The sequence below is a fragment of the Bradyrhizobium lablabi genome (assembly GCF_900141755.1).
GTDB classification, from domain to species: Bacteria; Pseudomonadota; Alphaproteobacteria; order Rhizobiales; family Xanthobacteraceae; genus Bradyrhizobium; species Bradyrhizobium lablabi_A.
On sequence record NZ_LT670844.1, the window covers coordinates 2,848,529 to 2,866,815 of the forward strand.

General features: G+C 62.3%; 16 protein-coding genes. 2 read left to right on the top strand and 14 right to left on the bottom strand.

Annotated elements, in window-relative coordinates; genetic code table 11:
• Positions 1-59: 59 nt before the first annotated feature.
• Complete coding sequence (locus B5526_RS13215; protein ID WP_079538608.1) at positions 60-734, bottom strand: TetR/AcrR family transcriptional regulator; 675 nt, start codon at positions 732-734, stop codon at positions 60-62.
• A gap of 100 nt (positions 735-834) precedes the next feature.
• A complete protein-coding gene (locus B5526_RS37685; protein WP_154071293.1) occupies positions 835-1,050 on the bottom strand; it encodes a hypothetical protein in 216 nt (71 codons plus the stop codon).
• Between the two features lie 89 nt (positions 1,051-1,139).
• Here B5526_RS37685 and B5526_RS13220 point away from each other — a divergent pair, with 89 nt between their 5' ends.
• Positions 1,140-2,645 (top strand): hypothetical protein, encoded by a 1,506-nt coding sequence (locus B5526_RS13220; RefSeq protein ID WP_079544963.1) that lies wholly within the window; start codon positions 1,140-1,142, stop codon positions 2,643-2,645.
• A gap of 237 nt (positions 2,646-2,882) precedes the next feature.
• On the opposite strand, the gene B5526_RS13225 is transcribed toward B5526_RS13220, so the two are convergent.
• From B5526_RS13225 to tilS, 4 genes are all read right to left on the bottom strand, one after another.
• Positions 2,883-3,533, bottom strand: a complete 651-nt coding sequence (locus B5526_RS13225; RefSeq protein ID WP_079538609.1) for an SGNH/GDSL hydrolase family protein — start codon at positions 3,531-3,533, stop codon at positions 2,883-2,885.
• A gap of 5 nt (positions 3,534-3,538) precedes the next feature.
• A complete protein-coding gene (locus B5526_RS13230; RefSeq protein WP_433994648.1) occupies positions 3,539-4,714 on the bottom strand; it encodes an ABC transporter substrate-binding protein in 1,176 nt (391 codons plus the stop codon).
• Positions 4,715-4,949: 235 nt separating this feature from the next.
• A complete protein-coding gene (gene ftsH / locus B5526_RS13235) occupies positions 4,950-6,872 on the bottom strand; it encodes an ATP-dependent zinc metalloprotease FtsH (protein WP_079538611.1) in 1,923 nt (640 codons plus the stop codon).
• Between the two features lie 276 nt (positions 6,873-7,148).
• Positions 7,149-8,234 carry a tRNA lysidine(34) synthetase TilS gene (gene tilS / locus B5526_RS13240; RefSeq protein WP_079544964.1) on the bottom strand — a complete coding sequence of 362 codons (1,086 nt, stop codon included), beginning with the start codon at positions 8,232-8,234 and terminating at the stop codon, positions 7,149-7,151.
• 192 nt (positions 8,235-8,426) lie between these two features.
• Between tilS and B5526_RS13245 the strand changes: the two genes are divergently transcribed.
• Complete coding sequence (locus B5526_RS13245; RefSeq protein WP_197688436.1) at positions 8,427-8,690, top strand: CopG family ribbon-helix-helix protein; 264 nt, start codon at positions 8,427-8,429, stop codon at positions 8,688-8,690.
• Between the two features lie 152 nt (positions 8,691-8,842).
• Here B5526_RS13245 and ybgF read toward each other — a convergent pair whose 3' ends face one another.
• The 8 genes from ybgF to tolQ form a co-directional block, all read right to left on the bottom strand.
• Positions 8,843-9,925, bottom strand: coding sequence for a tol-pal system protein YbgF (ybgF, locus tag B5526_RS13250; protein ID WP_079538612.1), 1,083 nt, complete (start codon positions 9,923-9,925; stop codon positions 8,843-8,845).
• A gap of 156 nt (positions 9,926-10,081) precedes the next feature.
• Positions 10,082-10,570 carry a peptidoglycan-associated lipoprotein Pal gene (gene pal / locus B5526_RS13255; protein ID WP_079538613.1) on the bottom strand — a complete coding sequence of 163 codons (489 nt, stop codon included), beginning with the start codon at positions 10,568-10,570 and terminating at the stop codon, positions 10,082-10,084.
• A gap of 342 nt (positions 10,571-10,912) precedes the next feature.
• Entirely contained in the window at positions 10,913-11,656 is a 744-nt protein-coding gene (locus B5526_RS13260; RefSeq protein ID WP_079544966.1) for an N-acyl amino acid synthase FeeM domain-containing protein, read from the bottom strand.
• A 170-nt stretch (positions 11,657-11,826) separates the two neighbouring features.
• Complete coding sequence (locus B5526_RS13265; RefSeq protein ID WP_079538615.1) at positions 11,827-14,160, bottom strand: putative bifunctional diguanylate cyclase/phosphodiesterase; 2,334 nt, start codon at positions 14,158-14,160, stop codon at positions 11,827-11,829.
• 171 nt (positions 14,161-14,331) lie between these two features.
• On the bottom strand, positions 14,332-15,654 hold the full coding sequence (tolB, locus tag B5526_RS13270) for a Tol-Pal system beta propeller repeat protein TolB (RefSeq protein WP_433994623.1): 1,323 nt from the start codon (positions 15,652-15,654) through the stop codon (positions 14,332-14,334).
• Between the two features lie 70 nt (positions 15,655-15,724).
• On the bottom strand, positions 15,725-16,657 hold the full coding sequence (locus B5526_RS13275) for a protein TolA (RefSeq protein ID WP_079544968.1): 933 nt from the start codon (positions 16,655-16,657) through the stop codon (positions 15,725-15,727).
• A gap of 9 nt (positions 16,658-16,666) precedes the next feature.
• A complete protein-coding gene (gene tolR, locus B5526_RS13280) occupies positions 16,667-17,113 on the bottom strand; it encodes a protein TolR (RefSeq protein ID WP_079538616.1) in 447 nt (148 codons plus the stop codon).
• Between the two features lie 38 nt (positions 17,114-17,151).
• On the bottom strand, positions 17,152-17,865 hold the full coding sequence (tolQ, locus tag B5526_RS13285) for a protein TolQ (RefSeq protein ID WP_079538618.1): 714 nt from the start codon (positions 17,863-17,865) through the stop codon (positions 17,152-17,154).
• Positions 17,866-18,287: the final 422 nt, after the last annotated feature.

Sequence of the window (18,287 nt, forward strand, 5' to 3'; positions counted from 1 at the left end):
GGTTGAACAAGGAGCGCACTCTAGGCGGCCAATGCGGCGGAATATGTGAAAGCCCGGACCTACGCCCCGACCAGCGTCTTCGCCGGAAGCACCGCCTGCACGACCAGACCGCGGGCGCGGGCGTCCATCACGCCGACGGCGCGGAGCGCCAAGAGCGTCACGGTCTGCACGGCGTCGCGCAGCTTTATGGGATCGTCGAGATTGTCCGGCGCCAGCGGGCCGACCAGCGATTCGTGCAGCGCGCCGAGCAGCGCGGTTGCGGCCAGACCCGTATCCTGCGCGGGCAGGTGTCCGGCGCGGACTGCGGCGTCGATGCGTGCGGCGAGTTCGCCGGAGATTTCGCGACGGCTTGCAAGCCGCGTCGCGGTGACGTCGACATCGACCGGTTCGGCCAGGATCCCCCAGGCGAGCTTGCGCTGCGACAGCACGTGCACGGCAATGGTGGTGACGGCCGCGGCCAGCGCCGAAGACGGTCCGGGGGCCGCGTCCGCGGCGCGGCGGATCGCGGCCAGTTCATCGCGCGAGACCTCGGCGATCAGCTCAGAGATCAGATCGGCCTTGGAAGGGAAATAGCGATAGACGGTGCCGGCGGCGACATTGGCACGGATCGCGACCGGGGCGATCTGCACCGCGGCCATGCCGCCGTCAGCCGCAGCATCGCGCGCCGCCGTCAGAATGGCGCTGCGCCGCGCCGCGAGGCGTCTGACAACCTGGTGGGTTCGCCGATAGACCATTGCGTGTTTCTCGTCCCTGGCGCCGGGCCAAAACCAATGGCCGAACGCTTATTCACTGTTCTTGGGCGATAAAGGTATTCGCCTCCGAAGAAGTGAACACCTATTCACGACGGAAGACAAGAGGCGTCAACGCTGGCCGGATACGACAGGAAACCGTCCCGGACAAAACGCCCAGTGATGCATCCGTCTTAGCCTCCGCCTCACGCACGTTGCGGACGGTAAATGAAACGCCAACAGGATCGATAAAATCGGTGGGCACGGATTGGCGACCGGCTTCCACGGCAGCGCCCTGCCCGTTTCTCGCCATTTCGATCATCGGGCGGCCCCTTTACCTAAATTTATGGCCGACGTGCTCGAATGGGCGCCGACGGGGCCATCAAGCCGCCGCGACCGGACGGAGGCGAAATGTCCATTTCCATTGAAAGCCGCAGTACGGCGGTCGTCAGCCGTGCCCCGGGATTGGTGGCGCTCTGCGCCGGCGCCGGCATCTATGTCTTCTTCCTCGTTCACGGCAATTATCTGCTGCAGGATTCGGACACCTACTGGCACATCAAGATCGGCCAGTGGATCATCGATCACCGCGCGATGCCGTATTCGGATGTCTATTCGCTGACGCGGCTCGGCGAACCCTGGATATCCTCGTCCTGGCTTGCCGAGGTGCTCTACGCCGCCGCGTACGGGTGGTTGGATTGGGGCGGCCCGGTAATCCTGGCCTCGCTCGCGCTCGGTGCGACGGTCGCAATCTTTATCTATCTGCTCTCGGCGAATTTCGATCCGGCCCGCGCGATCGTGCTGGCGATGCTGGCGCTGTTGATGTCGGCGCACCATTTCATTGCGCGGCCCCACATCCTGGCGATGCCGGTGATGGTGGCCTTCGTCGGAGGATTGATGGCGGCTGCCGATCGGCGCAGCTCCCCGTCCTGGCTGCTGCTGCCGCTGATCCCGTTGTGGACCAGCCTTCATGGCGGCTTTGTCCTGGGACTGGCCCTGATCGGGGCCATCGGGCTGGAAGCGCTGTGGAGCGCCGATGCCGAACGTCGCATCGCGCTGGCGGCGCGCTGGGCCCTGTTCGGGGTGGCCGCACTGGTCGCGAGCTGCGCCACCCCCTACGGCTGGTATACGCCGCTTGGCGCCGCGAGCATCCTCGGCCTGGGAGAGCTGCTATCGGTCATCACGGAATGGCAAGCCGTCAATTTCGGCACATTCGGCTTCTTCGAAGGCGCGCTGCTGGGCCTGATCGGTCTTGCCTTCTATCGGGGTTTTGTTCTCTCGCCGCCGCGGATCATGCTCTTGCTAGGGCTGATCTGGATGGCGCTGACACATGTCAGGAATATCGAAATTTTCGCCTTCCTCGCGCCGTTGGTGGTGGCCAAGCCGTTCGCTGAGCAATCGAACCCGGGCGGCGCCGCCATTCTCCCCAGCGAGGTCCGCTTGAATCCCTACATCACCCTTGTCGCGGCGCTGACAATCGCCGTGGCGGGATGGGTTTCGACTTCGTCCTATCTGGCCCATCATCACTACGCGTTCGCGCGCGGGCATACGCCCGCTGCCGCCGTCGACATCCTCGAACAGCGTCAGGTGAAGCGCGTCTTCAACCAACCTGAATACGGCGGCTATATGATCACCAGGGGCATGAGGCCCTTCATCGACGGTCGCGCCGAACTCTATGGCGAGAAATTCGTCATGAAGTATTTCCACGCCATCGAAGGGCGCCGCGTCGACGACCTGATTCAGATGCTTGACGATTATCAGATCGAAGCAACGCTGCTGTTCGTCAAGACACCCGCATCGCAAATATTGGACCACATTCAGGGCTGGAAGCGCATCTATGCCGACGACCTCGTCGTCATTCACGTTCGCGAAGGCGGGCCGCAGGCGAATGCAACGGCAGCCCCGGATGTTCCCAGGTGACCTCCGGCCCAGCCTTTGGCTGGGCCGCCAGCTTGATGCCGATCCGGCAACGCCGCTCGGCCACGTCGACCAGGTAATCGAATGAGGCGGCCGGGCCGGCGCCGTCACGCCGCGACACCGCCGGGACGGGCCAGCGCAGGCGCGGCACATCAGTGCGGGGTACACCAGCGCTCCCAGCGCGGCGCCGATCAACCAGCCCCAATCGCCGACATTCGGGATCACGGCGTAGGCACCGAGCTATTTGCAGAGCGCGGACTCGATCCCGCGCAAAATAGCCTTGTCCCAGACCTCATAGCCCACAGCGTTAAGATGGACACCGTCCAGGGTGTGATGCTCGGGCATCGCCGGCAAAGCAATGAATGTAGCCCCGGCTTCTTGGGCGAGCTTTGGCAAGACCGCGTTATAACTATCGATCAGGGCAGAACCGGGCTTTGGCGTTCCTTCGAGTCCCGCTTCGGGCAGGGTTATCGCCGCGACCGCGCGGCGCGGCGTCAGCGCTGTCAGCTCCGTCAACAGCGCCCGGTAATTTGAGCTGAATTGCTCAGGGCTGTGCGGCATCAGCGCATCGTTGGTACCAAGCGAGACGACGACGAGCGCCGCGCGCTTCCCGCCAAGCGAGCGCGCGAGAATGGCGGGAAGGTTACTCGCGGTCGTTGCGCCGCCGATCCCGGCGTTGACGATGGCGTGGCCGCATAGCGAGCGCGGCAAGGTCGACGCCTCGACGATGCTGTCGCCGAGAACGACGATTGCGTCATCAAACCGCGCCAGCGCCGAGGATATGATGAGCGCCCGTATCGGCTCATGGTTGTCTCTCACCGGCCGCCAAGACCAGGCCGCCCAGGCACAGGCAACCACAGCTGCAATGAGCGCGACGCGAGTGAGGTTCATTCGGGTCAATTGCCGGTCTGCAATTCGCCAAACCGCTCCCAGCTCTTGCCGTTGAAGCGCATGAACTGCATCTGGTCGACCGGCACGTGGTCGGTCGGCGAGGTGTTGACCTTGATGCCGGGCAGCAGCATCGGCAGTTCCAGATCCCTGATGGAATAGGCCTGTTTCAAGATATTCTCGGTCGACAGATCGTCGCCGCAGGCTTTTAGCACGGCTTCCAGCGCCATCGCGCTATTATAGGAGTTGACATAATTGTTGTCGTGCTGGTCGCCGTCCGGAACATATTTGGTCATGAATTCGCGCCAGGCCTTGACGCCGGCATCGTCCTTCCAGGCGGGATCGTCGGGATCCTTGACATAAGCGGTGGAGAGAACGCCGGTGGAGGCCTCGAGGCCCGCGGGCTCCAGCACCGTGTTCACCCAGACCGCGACATTGGACAGGAACGTCAGCGGCCGCCAGCCGATCTCGAAGGCTTTTCGGATCGATTGGGCGGCAAACTTCGGTGTTGCCGCAATGACAAAAACGTCGGCGCCGGAGGATTTCAATTTGACGATCTGAGAGTCGATGGTCGGGTCCTGGACTTCGTAGGTTGCCGCCGTAACGATGGAATCGTAATTGTCGCCGAGCACATCCTTCAACCCCAACAGATAATCGCGGCCGAAATCGTCGTTCTGCGAAATCACCGCGAATCTGGCGTTCGGATTTTTCGAAAGCGCATAGCGCGCGTAGAGCCGCGCCTCGTAGCGGAACGGCCCCTGCACGCCCAGCGTCGCCTGAGGATATTGCGCGATGTCGGCGAATTTCGAGGCACCGGAGCCGACGAATAATTGCGGGATGTTCTTGCCCTGCAGATATTTTGCGATCGCGGTGTTGTGGGCGGTGCCGATCGAGGAGAAGATCAACGCGACCTCGTCGCTTTCCACCAATCGCCGGGTTTGCTCCACGGTCTTCGGCGGCGCGTAGCCGTCGTCAAGCGAGATCAGATTGACCTTGCGGCCGCCTATGCCGCCACGCTCGTTGAGCATGTTGAAATAGCCGACCTCGCCCTTGCCGAGCGCACCGAACGCCGAGACCGGGCCGCTATAGGGCATGGTCTGGCCAATTCTGATTTCGGTCGCGGTGACCCCGCGCATTTCGGCGGCCGACAAGGCAAGCGGCCAGATCAGTGCGGAAGTCAGCATCGCAAACGCGCCAGATCTCGCGACGAAACGCATCAAGTCCCTCCCCTTTTGCCTTCGGGCACGCGCGACGGCGGCCGCGACGGGCACGGTTTAGGCCCGCGCTCTCAGCCGGAAACATGCCATGACGGGCGGATCTGCGACAAGGTCACCGCAAAAATACAAAAGCCCGGCTTGATGCCGAGCTTTTGCACGAGTGGCTTTCCGGAGTAGCCGGCCAACTTAAGCTTGGCCAGCGTTACGCCTGCGGCTGCGGCTCCAGGCCGGGATCCGGATCGGGGCGCGGGCGCGGCTTGCCGGCCGGCGGCACCGCCGAGGTGCGCGGCGTGGTCGGCTCCAGCACCGATTCGCGGTTCGGTTTCTTGCCCTTGAGCAGGTCGATGATCTCGTCACCGGTCAGGGTCTCGTATTCGAGCAGTCCCTTGGCCAGAGCTTCAAGATCGGCGCGCTTCTCGGTCAGGATCTTGGTCGCGTGGTTGTAGCCCTCCTCGACCAGGCGCCTGATCTCGCTGTCGATCTTCTGCACGGTCGCTTCCGAAGCATTCTGGGTGCGCGATACCGACATGCCCAGAAAAACTTCGTCCTGGTTCTCGCCATAGGACACGGTGCCGAGCTCTTCGGAGAGACCCCAGCGCGTGACCATCATCCGTGCCAGGCGGGTCGCCTGCTCGATGTCGGACGCCGCACCCGAGGTGACTTTTTCGCGACCGAACACGAGTTCTTCCGCGACGCGGCCGCCCATCATGATGGCAAGCCGCGAGGTCATCTGCTCGAGCGACATCGACAATTTGTCGCGCTCGGGCAATTGCATCACCATGCCAAGCGCACGGCCGCGCGGAATGATCGTCGCCTTGTGGATCGGATCGGTCGCAATCACGTTGAGGCCGACGATGGCATGGCCGCCTTCGTGATAGGCGGTCAGCATCTTCTCTTCCTCGGTCATCACCAGTGACTTGCGCTCGGCGCCCATCATGACCTTGTCTTTGGCTTCCTCGAACTCGGCCTGGGTCACCATGCGCTTGTTGCGGCGCGCGGCGGTCAGCGCCGCCTCGTTGACGAGGTTCATCAGGTCGGCGCCGGAGAATCCGGGCGTGCCGCGGGCAATGGTTTTCAGGTTGATATCCGGCGCCAAGGGCACCTTGCGGACGTGAACTTTGAGGATCTGCTCGCGGCCGACGACATCGGGATTCGGCACCACGACCTGACGGTCGAAGCGGCCGGGACGCAGCAGCGCCGGATCAAGCACGTCGGGCCGGTTGGTCGCCGCGATCAGGATCACGCCTTCATTGGCCTCGAAGCCGTCCATCTCGACCAGCAATTGGTTCAAGGTCTGTTCGCGCTCGTCATTGCCGCCGCCCAAACCTGCACCGCGATGGCGGCCGACCGCGTCGATTTCGTCGATGAAGATGATGCAGGGCGCGTTCTTCTTGGCCTGCTCGAACATGTCGCGGACGCGGCTGGCGCCGACGCCGACGAACATCTCGACGAAGTCGGAGCCCGAGATGGTAAAGAAGGGCACGTTGGCTTCGCCGGCAACGGCGCGCGCGATCAGCGTCTTGCCGGTGCCGGGAGGGCCGACCAGCAGCACGCCGCGCGGAATCCGTCCGCCCAGCCTTTGATATTTTCCGGGATCGCGCAGGAACTCGACGATCTCCTGCAGATCCTGCTTGGCTTCATCGACGCCGGCGACGTCCTCGAAGGTCACGCGGCCATGCGCTTCGGTCAGCATCTTGGCGCGCGACTTGCCAAAACCCATCGCCTTGCCGGCGCCGCCCTGCATCTGCCGCGACAAAAAGATCCACACCCCGATCAGCGCGATGAACGGCAGCCAGGAGACGAGCAGCGACACGAACCACGGCACGTTGTCACCGGGCGGTTTTGCGGTGATCGAGACCTTGCCGTTATAGAGCCGTGACACCAGCGTCGGATCGTTCGGCGCATAGGTCTGGAAGCTCGAGCCGTTGGTAAAGGTGCCGTGAATCTCCGGTCCCTGAATGACGACGTCGCGAACGTGGTTCTGATCGACTTCAGTCAGAAGCTGCGAGAATGAGATGTCCTGCGACGACGCGCGCTGACCCGGGTTCTGGAAGAGCGTGAACAATGCCAGCAACAGCAGAACGATTATGACCCAGAGGGCGAAGTTGCGCAGATTGGCGTTCATCGATCTTCCTTCGTGGTCGCGCGGATCGCGGCCCTAAATTCCTTGGGTAGTGTCCTCGGACAGGCACGAGGGAATCCCTCGGGTTGACTGCATACAATCTAGGTGCGGCCCCGGTCGATGCCAAGGGAACCGGATGGGACTATTTAGCCCATCCTAGCGTGATTCCCGCTCAAATAATGACGCTGGAATGGGTGTTTTCTTGGGTGGTTAAGACTCAAAGATGGATTATGGCCGCCTTGCAGGTAATTCGGTCGAACCTCGGCGCAATTTGGCGGCTCAAGTGGAATCCGGATCGCCGCCAAAATGGGCGCTATTTCGTCTCCGGCGGGTTGGCGCCGGCTCGATATGGATCCGGCCGTCGATCAGGCTGACCAGGGCGCCGGCGAGGGTCTGTTTCAGCCGGGCCTTTTGCCCGGCGGTTTTTTTTTCCGTAATTTCCCGGTCCAATGCCTGCAGCAAGGCCTCGACCTTGCCGAGTTCCGCCGGCCCTTCATGACCGACCCGATTGATCGCGCGCAGCAATAGCCGCACGCGGATTTCCTCCGGCATCGCGGCAAAAACATTGGCATCGAATCCGCTGGCATTGATTGGCGAATGCGACGCTTTGCCACCCCTAAGCGCGAGATAGCGCTCGGCGCCATCGACCAGAATTTCCAGCGCGGCATTGGCGCGCCCAAGCCGCGACGCCAGCCGCGCCAGGTTGCGCGCATCGCCACCTTCGGCGGCGAGAAGGGGCATCAGCGTGCGCAGACGCGGCCGGGTAAAACTCACATCGCGGTTGGTTGGATCGTCGGCGAAGTCGATCTTTGCTTGCTTCAGCGTCGCGATCAGCCGGGACTTTGAAACATTCAGAAACGGACGCGCCAACAGGACGCCGTCGCGTTCCGAGAGGCGCGCCATCGCCGAAAGACCGGCGATGCCGCTGCCGCGCAGCATCCGCATCAACAGCGTCTCGGCCTGGTCGTCTCGTGTATGCGCGGTCAGGATATGCGTTGCGCCGCTTCGTTGCGCCGCCCGCGCCAGCAAACGATAGCGCGCCTCGCGCGCCGCGGCCGGCAATCCGGTCTTCGGCTTTGCGTCCCTCCAGCGCAGCGTGCGGTGGGGCAAATCGAGCGTGCGCGCCAGGCGCTTGACCTCACGGGCCTCGCGCGCGGCCTCGGCGCGCAAGCCGTGGTCGACGGTGACGGCGAACAGACGCGGACCGTGTGCCAAAGCGCGGCGCCAGCGCGCCGCAAGCCACATCAGCGCGACCGAATCCGGCCCGCCGGAAACGGCAAGGACGATGGCGGGCGCGCCCTTCCAGTCCGCGAACAGGCGTTTTGCGTCGCTCACCGAGATCGGGGAATGGTCGTCGTCGGGCATCATCGATTTGATCAGGAGCGGGTGTGCACTGCCCAAAAACCGGCACCGCCATATCCGTGCCAAGTCATAGACTGATAACAGGGATTTTCATATCGGCTGAAGCACTCATTCAACGCTGGCCGGCAACGCCGGCTTGTCCAGATCGGGACCTGCGTTATATTGTACACAAGCAAACACAACGGGACCGAGATCATGCGCTCAACAACCTTCACCGTGAGGGTCGATGCGGCCGCCAAGAAGCGTCTCGAGAGATTGGCCAAGAACACGGGCCGCAGCCGTTCGTTCCTCGCGGCCGAGGCGATCAACGAGTACCTCGACGTCAATGAGTGGCAGGTTGCCGGCATCAAGCAAGCGATCGCCTCTCTCGATCGCGGCGAAGGAGTTCCGCACCAGGGGGTCAAGGATTGGATCACATCCTGGGGCAGCGGTAGAGAGCAGCCGATCCCCAAACGCTGATGATCCCGGTTTGGTCGCCCGAGGCAGTCAACGACCTTGTCGCACTCCGCGCCTACATTGAGCAGGACGGCAACACGGCACAGATTCTCCGGATCTTCCATGGGGCTCGTCGTTGGCCCGAAGGATTTTGAACCGCCGCCCCGGATCAGCCGTTAGCACTTCACCCGCTTTTGCTCGCGATCGACGGCGGCTTTGACGCCGGTCGAGGCGCGCGGATATTTGCGCGTCACTTCGCCAAATGCGGCGCAGGCGGCTTCCTTTTCCTTTAGCGCCGCCAGCGATTGCCCGAGCCGCAGCAGGGCATCGGGGGCCTTGCCTGATTTGTCGAATTTGGTGGTGACGCCGAGAAAGGTTTCGGCGGCATCGCGATATTGCTGGCGCTGGAAGAAGCTCTCGCCGAGCCAGTATTGCGAATCCGCGATCAGGGGATCGCTCGGGTATTTCTGCGCGAAGTCGCGCATGGTCTGTTCGGCGAGCGCATAGTCCTTGCGCTGCATATAGCCGATGCCGAGATCGAACTCGTCCTTCGGGGTTGCTGACGGCGGCAGGGTGGCAAGCGTCGTACCGCCGCCGCGTGGCGGCGGTAACCCGCCGGCTGGATTGCCGGCTGCGCCGGTATTGGCAAGATCGAGCGGCTCGCCTGCGCCGCGGCCGCCCGGCGCGCCGACGGGCGCCTCAGCGGGGATCGGAAGCTGACCGCCCCCGAGCGCGCGCGGCGCGCCCGGGGCGTTCGGGTTCTGGTTGGGATCGAAGGCATCGCCGCGGCGCCGCGCTTGCGCCGGCGGCACGCCCTGTGGCGCGCCAGGCGCTTCTTGCATGGTCGGCGCCGGAGCGGCGATCTGCGGCTGGTCAGACCCCGGCTGCCGATAGGTTGGATTGAGCTGCGCCGGCGGCGTCGCGGCTATATTGGGCTGGCCGACGACAGGTTGACCAACAACAGGCTGATTAACGAGAGGCTGATTAACGAGAGGCTGGCCGGCAACAGGCTGGCCGGGGGCGCCAGGCTGACCGCCCTGGAGCTGCCGCAGGCGCTCCTCGAGCTGGCGGTTGCGGTATTGCAGTTCCTCGTTCTGGCCGGTGAGTTGCCGCAGCTGATTCTCAAGCTGCTGGATCCGCATTTCCGGGTCGGCGTCGTCGGATTGCGCCAGGGATTGCGCGGGCAACGCCTGCGACCACAGCGCCAGCAGCGCGGACAATGCCGCGGCACCGGCAATCCTATTAAATCTGAATGTCATTTTGGCCTGACGATGTGACATCGAAAGCGGGAACACATTGAGAGAGGGAGTACGCCAAAAATGTGACTGAAACAAATAGCGCCTGGAGCTACGCCGCCAAAATAAAACCGGCGCCCGAAGGCGCCGGCAACAAACATTTGCGACCCGCAAACGCTCTTAGGAGTTGGCGTTCAGGACGGTAACCGCACGGCGGTTCTGCGACCAGCACGAGATGTCGTTGCAGACCGCGACCGGACGTTCCTTGCCGTAGGAGATGGTCCGCATCCTCGAGGGATCGATTCCGCGCGAGGCGAGGAAGGTACGAACCGACTGGGCGCGCCGGGCACCGAGCGCGATATTGTATTCGCGGGTGCCGCGCTCGTCGGCGTGGCCTTCGATGGTGAAGGAGTAGCGCGGATAGGTCTGCAGCCATTGCACCTGCTTGTCCAGGGTCACGACGGCCTGCGGGGACAAATCGGTCTGGTCGCTCTCGAAGAACACGCGGTCGCCGACATTGACCACGAAATCCTGCTGGCTGCCCGGAGTAGCCGCACTGGCCATCGCGTCGGCGCCGAGGTTCTTGTTGGCGCAGGCGCCCATCGACAGGGCCACCGCGAGCACCGCGGCCAGCTTCAATCCCTGGAGGATACGCATCTGGTATTTCATTCCGGAGCCTCCACGCTCACGTTATACGACTGTCATCCGGTCTACAGGGCGATGGTTAAGCGAACGTTCCGTCAACCTTGATGGGGTGTTGCCAGACCCGATCAAATGCCGACAAACGCCGAAAAGCAACCGCGATAGTTAATGGGTTGTAAATGTGGCGCGAGGGTGAAGGCAAGCCGGGAGTCGGCCGGGGTCAGCGGTTTGGTATCGATTTAGATGCCGATCCCGCGGAAAAATGGGGGAGCCCGCAAAGCGGGCGGTGCCGGGAACAAGTGCTCAGGAAAAAGGCAAGCGGGCGGATTTGATCCGTGCCGTTGCCGAAAGTCGCGCTGGCCCGATCCGTCAGGACCGCGGCACGATTGAGGCACGCTCGAAAGTGGATACGGTCGCACTCGGAGACGGCGAGCGGCGCTCGCCGCTCCGCTCAAACAACATTCGCCGTTCGAAAGCGGTCGAACGCATCATCGGATAGCGCTCAAAGACCTTCTCGCGCAACGCCGGAAAATCCGCAGCCATCAGCCCGACCGGCTTCAGGAGCCCCGGGAAGAAGCGTGGTTCCGCGATGCTCTCGTGCAGGAAGACGCGGCGATAAAACGCCTGATGTTCGGCGCGAACGATGGCGAGCCCAAGGTCGGCGTTGAAATATTCGCACGCCATGTAGGCCAGGCGAAGCGTCACATAGGGCAGTTCGGGAAACCGCCCGGCCTTGTCTGGATCCGCCACGAACCGCGCCGGATCGACGATGACCTCGCCGCGATCGAGCCTGGGATAGAGAATCTCGCCAAAGGCCTCCGCCGAGCAGGACAACCGCCATTCGGAGGTCAGCACGCTGATCCGGACCGAGCTATAGAGTTCACCTTGCAGATAAACGCCAAATGTCCAGGAATTGGGCAGGTCATCATATTGATCGCTAACCCGCTGATCGGCGGATTCCGTGACCGCCCCCTCGCGCAGGTAGGCCCGGTAGCGAAGATGATAGATTTCTTCCTTTTCCTCGGGCGTCTGCGCCAGTCGATAGTCGACTTGATCCAGCAGGTCCAAACTCCGTCCAAGAGCCGAGGTGGACGCTTCGGCGGCGGACGCCATGCGATACTCCATACAACTTCCCAACAACTTCTACGCGCAGACAAAAACATTAACAGCTTCTTAACGAAGATGCAAAGGGATCGAAAGGTTAGGGTTAACCCCATACAACTACGGGTTGGCGGCACTGCGTCGAGACAAGTGCCCGCCGGCCAGGCTCCTTTGGAATTTTTTCAGGCGATCGAGCGTGACGGGACCGCGAGCAATTGCTCTTCGGACAGATGGCGGCCGTGCGACGCATTGAGGAGCTGGCGTATCCGCACCGCCGGCACCGGGCGTGAGAACAGGTAGCCCTGCGCCTCGGTCACCGTGCCGTCGGCGCTGATCCGTTCCAATTGCTCGTTGGTCTCGATGCCCTCGACCACGACCGACATCCCGAGATCGGCCGAAAGCCGCGCCACGCCCCGCAACAGCGTCAGCGGGCGATCGCTGTCGATGCCTTCCAGGAAGGACCGATCGATCTTCACCTTCTGCAGCGGGAAATTGTGCAGATAGCTCAGGCTCGAATAGCCGGTGCCGAAATCGTCCAGCGAGATTTTCACCCCGATGGTGCGCAATTGGGACAACACGTCGTGGGTCAATTGGGTGTTGCGCAACAGCGAGGATTCGGTGATCTCGATTTCAAGCCGGTGCGCCGACAGACCGGAGACCTCCAGCGCGTAGCGAACTTCGCTCAGCACGTCGCGCTGATGGAATTGCTGCGGCGAGAAATTCACCGCGACGCTGACGCCTTCCGGCCATTTCATGCATTCGATGCAGGCCTTGCGCAGGATCCAGCGGCCGAGATCGACGATCAGGCCCATATCCTCGGCGACCGGGATGATATCGATCGGGGAAACCGTGCCGCGCACCGGATGATTCCATCGCAGCAGCGCTTCGCAGGTCGCGATGCGTCCGGTTTTGAGATTGACCAGCGGCTGATAGAACAGCTCGAATTCCTCGTTCGCCAGCGCCTTGCGCAGGTCTAGTTCCAGGATGCGGCGCGCCTCGACGGTTTGCGCCATCTCGTCGCGGAAGAAGCAGAAGGTTCCGCGGCCGTCCGCCTTGGCGCGATAAAGCGCCATGTCCGCGTTCTTCAACAGCGTGTCGGCAGAGACGCCGGGCAATGTCATGGCGATGCCGACGCTGGCGCCGATCTCGACCAGATGATTGTCGATCTTGTAGCGCTCGCTCAGATGATCGACGATTCGCTGGGCCAAATGGGCTGCTTCCTCGTTCGATCTGATATTCTGCTGAAATACCACGAATTCGTCGCCGCCGAACCGCGCCACGAAATCCTCCGGGCGCAGCATGGCGCGAAGGCGGTCGGCGACGGCGCATAGCAACTGGTCGCCGCAAGGATGGCCGAGCGTGTCGTTGACCTGCTTGAATTGATCGAGGTCGACAAACAATAGCGCCGACAATTGCTCGGCATCATGGGGCACCGCCAACAGGCGCTCGATCTCGTCGCGGAAATTGACCCGGTTCGGGAGCGCGGTCAGCTCGTCGTAGCGCGCCAAATGGGTAATTCTGGCTTCAGCGTTGCGCCGTTCGGTGATGTCCTCGAGCAGCACGACGGCGCCGCCATTGGCCATCGGCTGAAACGTCCATGACAGCGAACGGGCGCTGGCGGCGTCGGGATCGGTGGTGATGATGTCCCTCGCCTGCGAATTCTCGATTTCCGAGCGAATGATCTTTCCGCTCGCCGCCGAGATCGATCCGCCGCTGACGCAGGCATCGACGATGTCGGACGCGCAAGCACCGCGATGCACGAGATCATCCGACAGCTTCATCATCTCGCTGAAACGGTGGTTCATGACCGCAAGCCTCCCGTCGGCGGCGAACATGCAAAGGCCGTGAGGCATGTTGTTCAGGGCGGTGTCGAACTGGCCGGCAAGAGCCGCCTCCCTGAAGCTCGAGGTCAGCGCCTTTACGAAAATGGCGTGCAGGCTGATGTTGATTTCTTTCAGGCCGATGAAGAACAGCATCAGCAGCGCGGCCAAGCCGATGTAGTAGAATCCGCCATGCAGCGCCAGCGCCAGCGACATTGGCCCGCAGGCGAAAAGAATATGCAATTGGATGAGCCTGGGGCGACCGTAATTGCGGGCGGCGCCGCCCGCGGTATAGCCGATCGTCACGGCCACGCAGAGCATGTGCGCGATCGGATCGTCGCTGCCGAGAATGGTGATGAAGCACCAGGCGCCAAGTACGCCGGCGTAGACAATGGCGCCGATCGCGTAGCGCGGCTCCAGATATTTCGCCTGCTCGAACGTCAGCACTGACGTGCGCCGTTCGTAGCGGCGCATATGGAACGCGCGTACGGTACCGATTGCAACGATCAGGACGGCGCACGGCCAGAGCAGAACATTTCCGGTCTTGAGCGCCGTCATCAGGGCGGCGGCTCCGGCGCAGAACGTGCCGATAAGCATGGGCCAGAAATTCTGGCACATGGAATCGACCAGCGCTGCATAAAGCACCGGCTCCAGTTCTTCCTGGCTGCTTCGCTCTTTCTGATCGACCAACTGCATCGGGGGCGCAAACGTCCTCTTCGAGCCCGTACTTTTAACCGTCGCAGATGAAGTCTTTCTGAGGGAACATCGTTACCAGGACGTTGTCTGCCGTCCTGCAGGACTAAAATCCGCCCGATAAATCAGCAGGCTAGGCAAGGTTTGCCGAGTTTGGGACAGCGTGCCGCGGGCTCACGACAATAGCGGCGACCACGCCGGATCGGAGGCGAAGCCGGGCGTTGGAACGCGCTGTTCGTTGCGTCCGGAAATGTCCACAGTGAACAGCGACGGCCCGCTGTTGCCTCCGGGATCGCGGAAGAACATCAGGACGCGGCCGTTCGGCGCAAACGTCGGTCCCTCGTTGTGGAATCCGGAGGTGAGAATCCGCTCGCCCGAACCGTCCGGCTTCATGATGCCGATGGAGAATTGTCCGCCGCCCTGTTTGGTGAAGGCGATGTAATCGCCGCGCGGCGACCACACCGGGGTCGAGTAGCTGCCGCCGTCGCCTTCGTCCTTGGTGAAGGAGATGCGCTGCGCCGGACCGCCGGTTGCCGGCATCACGTAGATCTGCGGCTTGCCGCCGCGGTCGGATTCGAAGCAGATGCGGCTGCCGTCGGGCGAATAGGACGGCGAAGTATCGATCGCCGGCGTATCGGTCAATCGCGTGGTCGATTTCGAACGCAGGTCCATCACGAACAGGTTCGAATTGCCGCCCTGCTGCAGGCTCATGATGACGCGCTGGCCATCGGGCGAGAAGCGCGGCGAGAACGACATGCCGGGAAAATTGCCGACGATCTCGCGCTGCCCGGTCTCGATATTGAACAGATAGACCCGCGGGTCGCCCTGGCCGAATTCCATATAGGTGATTTCCTGGGTCGACGGCGAGAACCGCGGCGTCAGCACGAGGTCCGAGCCGCGCGTCAGATAGCGGACATTGGCGCCATCCTGATCCATCAGCGCCAGCCGCTTGATGCGGTGTTCCTTAGGGCCACTTTCGTCGACGAACACCACGCGGCTGTCGAAATAGCCTTTTTCTCCAGTCAGGCGCTCATAGATCTGGTCGGAGATGATGTGCGCGATCCGCCGCCAGTATTCCGGAGCGGTGAAGTATTGCTGGCCGGTGAGCTGCTGGCCGGCGGCCACATCCCACAAGCGGAACTCGGCCTTCAGGCGGCCATCGGGTTGACGGGTCATGCGGCCGGTAACCAGCGCCTGGGCGTTGATGGTCTTCCAGTTCTGGAATTGCGGCGCGACGTCGATATTGCTGATCTTTTCGATGAAAGCCGCCTGGTCGATCGGCGCAAACAGTCCGCTGCGCTTGAGGTTGTTGGTGATGACCTGGGCGACGCCAGCGCTGACCTCGCTGTCCGCCGGCGATCCCGGAACAAAATTCGGGATCGCGATCGGAACGGCCTGAGTGCCGCCGGGGACAACCTCAAGCCGCTGCTGCGGGGCCTGTGCCGATAGTGCTGTCGGCCGAACCATTCCCAACAACGCCAGGGCACCGCCGGCCATTGTGAAAGCACGTCGGGAAATCGCTGATGACAGGCCGGGCATCGAATTGTCGCGAAACGGACGAAACATACTAATAAGCCTTGTTATGAAACAGGAACGGTAACGACTTCCATTCGGCATATTTCGCGGGCGGAAGCATGGTGTATGGCTGACAATTGATGATGGCCCGGCGGGCGCCTTCGAAGATCGCGCGCTCGCGATCGTTGCGCGGCTCACTCTCCAGCAAAGGCGGGGATGACAGCGTGCCATCCTGTTTGAACGTCAGCGTGATCGGAATTTTTACCTCGTCTTCGTCGAACCCACCGCCGTCCCGCTGCCAGCAATCATGGATCCTGCTGACCAGCGCGGAAAGATAACTTGCGGATAGCGTTGCCGCACTTCCCTTGGCCGTTCCGAGCGCCGGAGTTGAATTCAGCGTGTCACCGGCGAACGCCTGTCGGGTCGGATCGCGTTTATCCACCAGCGCCGCAATGGTTTCCTTATCGAACTTGTATTCGCGCTTCTTGACCGGAGGCGGCGGCGCAGCCTTGGCCTCGGGCTTCGGTGTCGGTTTCTTGGCTTCTTCTTTTTTCAAAGCCTCGGCGATCGGATCGACCTTGGGCGGATCGGGCTTCTTCTCGATCGGCTTCGGTTCGTCCTTGGGTTTGCTCTCGGCGACCGGTTTTGGCGGATCGGGCTTTTTCTCGGGCGGCTTTTCCACCGGCTTCGGCGCAGGATCCGGCGCGGCATCGGTGACGATGGCTTTCTTCTCGGTGATCTTGCCGACGGCGTCATCGACCGGCTTGGCTTCGGCGACCTTCTCCACCAGCGGCTTCGGGTTTTCCTTTTTGCCCGACTTCATGCCGGCTGTGATCTTGTTGAGCTGATCGTCGGTCACGAATTCGACCGGTATGGACTCGATCTCCGTCGACTCGAACGCCTTGGAGGAGAACGATACCAGTCCCCACCCGATCACGAGGACGTGCAGGGCCACAGACGCAACAAGTGTCTTGTCGACCTTCACGTTCACCCTCTACTGCCCCTGCTCAACTTCGGTGACCAGCGCCAGTCGCTTGAAGCCTGCGCCCGACAATTGCCCCATCACCCTCGCCACGGTTCCGTAATCGGCCTTCTTGTCCGCCCGCATGAATATACGCTCATCCATGCCGCCGCGGGCGTCGGTGATCGCCTTTAATTTCGCCACCAGATCGGTCATCGCAACTTCGGTATCGTTGATGAATACTTTCCCATTGACATCGACCGAAAGCTGCAACGGCGTCTTGTCCTGGTCGAGGCTCTTGGCTTGGGTCTGCGGCAGATCGAGCGGCACGCCCACCGTCAAAAGCGGCGCCGAGACCATGAAGATGATCAACAGCACCAGCATGACGTCGACCATCGGCGTGACGTTGATCTCCGCCATCACCGGCTTGCGCCGGCCGCGGCGTCCGCCGCCGGACGAACCTGCCACGTTCATCGCCATGGTCTGATGCTCACGATGCGCTCACAATATACCGTTCCTCACGCCCGCTCGTCGATCTGGCGCGACAGGATGGCGGAAAATTCATCCGCAAACCCCTCCAGCCGCTGGGCCTGGCGGTTCACCTCGGAAGTGAACTTATTGTAGAAAATAGTCGCCGGAATTGCGGCAATAAGGCCGATCGCGGTGGCAAACAGCGCTTCCGCGATGCCTGGGGCCACCACCGCCAGCGAGGTGTTTTTCGAGGCGGCGATCGACTGGAAGCTCGACATGATGCCCCAGACCGTGCCGAACAGGCCGACGAACGGGCCGGCCGAGCCGACGGTTGCCAGCACCAAGAGGCGGCGTTCCAGCCGCTCGATTTCCCTCGAGATCGAGACGTTCATGACCTTTTCGATCCGCATCTGGAGCCCGGCAAAGGATCGCGCCTGGCTCTCGAACGACCGCTTCCATTCGCGCATTGCGGCGACGAAACAGGCCGCCATCGACTGCGTCGGCTTGGCCGAGAGCGCGCGGTAAAGTTCCTCGATCGACTGCCCGGACCAGAACGCCTGTTCGAAGCGATCCATGGCGCGCTTGGTACGGGAATACAGGATGATCTTGTCGATCGCGATCGCCCAGACCCAGACCGAGCAGGCGAGCAACCCCAGCATGACCGCTTTCACGATCCAGTGGGCCTGCAGGAACAGCGCAATCAACGATACGTCGGCGGATGCAATCGGCAAGGCTGACTGAGCCATTTCGGCCGGATTCATAAGCGGGTTCCTCTCAACGCCAGTGTCCCAGATCCTCCGGAAGCAAAATGGCTGCCGGTTCCACAGCCACGCGACGCGCGCGGCAGCAGGCGCTCGCGCTAAAGCCTTGATGTGTCACATGGGAGGCCCGTCCAAAGCCGAGGCCTGCTTCCCCTGCCAACATGTCAAAACGAGGGCTATGAGCGCGACTTTACGCCCCTAACCAGACGCTAATCATGGTTAACGCCAGGTTACCACAGGGGATTTTGGCAGCGGGAATCAAGGTAATCCGGGCGGTTAGGGGAGCCGGGCTAGTTTCCCCGGGGGTTCCCAGGCGTGCCCCGCCCGTCAATCCTGAAAAAGGATACAAGTCTACCTTCTCGCGACGCCATGAGCCCGAGGTTTGCGAGAGCCTTGTCCCTCTGAAGACAGAGGGCGCAGGG

What these genes read in the sequence shown, in the direction of transcription:
- B5526_RS13215 (WP_079538608.1), bottom strand. Translation starts at nt 734, where the DNA reads ATGGTCTATCGGCGAACCCACCAGGTTGTCAGACGCCTCGCGGCGCGG.
- B5526_RS37685 (WP_154071293.1), bottom strand. Translation starts at nt 1,050, where the DNA reads ATGATCGAAATGGCGAGAAACGGGCAGGGCGCTGCCGTGGAAGCCGGT.
- B5526_RS13220 (WP_079544963.1), top strand. Translation starts at nt 1,140, where the DNA reads ATGTCCATTTCCATTGAAAGCCGCAGTACGGCGGTCGTCAGCCGTGCC.
- B5526_RS13225 (WP_079538609.1), bottom strand. Translation starts at nt 3,533, where the DNA reads ATGAACCTCACTCGCGTCGCGCTCATTGCAGCTGTGGTTGCCTGTGCC.
- B5526_RS13230 (WP_433994648.1), bottom strand. Translation starts at nt 4,714, where the DNA reads ATGCTGACTTCCGCACTGATCTGGCCGCTTGCCTTGTCGGCCGCCGAA.
- ftsH (WP_079538611.1), bottom strand. Translation starts at nt 6,872, where the DNA reads ATGAACGCCAATCTGCGCAACTTCGCCCTCTGGGTCATAATCGTTCTG.
- tilS (WP_079544964.1), bottom strand. Translation starts at nt 8,234, where the DNA reads ATGCCCGACGACGACCATTCCCCGATCTCGGTGAGCGACGCAAAACGC.
- B5526_RS13245 (WP_197688436.1), top strand. Translation starts at nt 8,427, where the DNA reads ATGCGCTCAACAACCTTCACCGTGAGGGTCGATGCGGCCGCCAAGAAG.
- ybgF (WP_079538612.1), bottom strand. Translation starts at nt 9,925, where the DNA reads ATGACATTCAGATTTAATAGGATTGCCGGTGCCGCGGCATTGTCCGCG.
- pal (WP_079538613.1), bottom strand. Translation starts at nt 10,570, where the DNA reads ATGAAATACCAGATGCGTATCCTCCAGGGATTGAAGCTGGCCGCGGTG.
- B5526_RS13260 (WP_079544966.1), bottom strand. Translation starts at nt 11,656, where the DNA reads ATGGCGTCCGCCGCCGAAGCGTCCACCTCGGCTCTTGGACGGAGTTTG.
- B5526_RS13265 (WP_079538615.1), bottom strand. Translation starts at nt 14,160, where the DNA reads ATGCAGTTGGTCGATCAGAAAGAGCGAAGCAGCCAGGAAGAACTGGAG.
- tolB (WP_433994623.1), bottom strand. Translation starts at nt 15,654, where the DNA reads ATGGCCGGCGGTGCCCTGGCGTTGTTGGGAATGGTTCGGCCGACAGCA.
- tolR (WP_079538616.1), bottom strand. Translation starts at nt 17,113, where the DNA reads ATGGCGATGAACGTGGCAGGTTCGTCCGGCGGCGGACGCCGCGGCCGG.
- tolQ (WP_079538618.1), bottom strand. Translation starts at nt 17,865, where the DNA reads ATGAATCCGGCCGAAATGGCTCAGTCAGCCTTGCCGATTGCATCCGCC.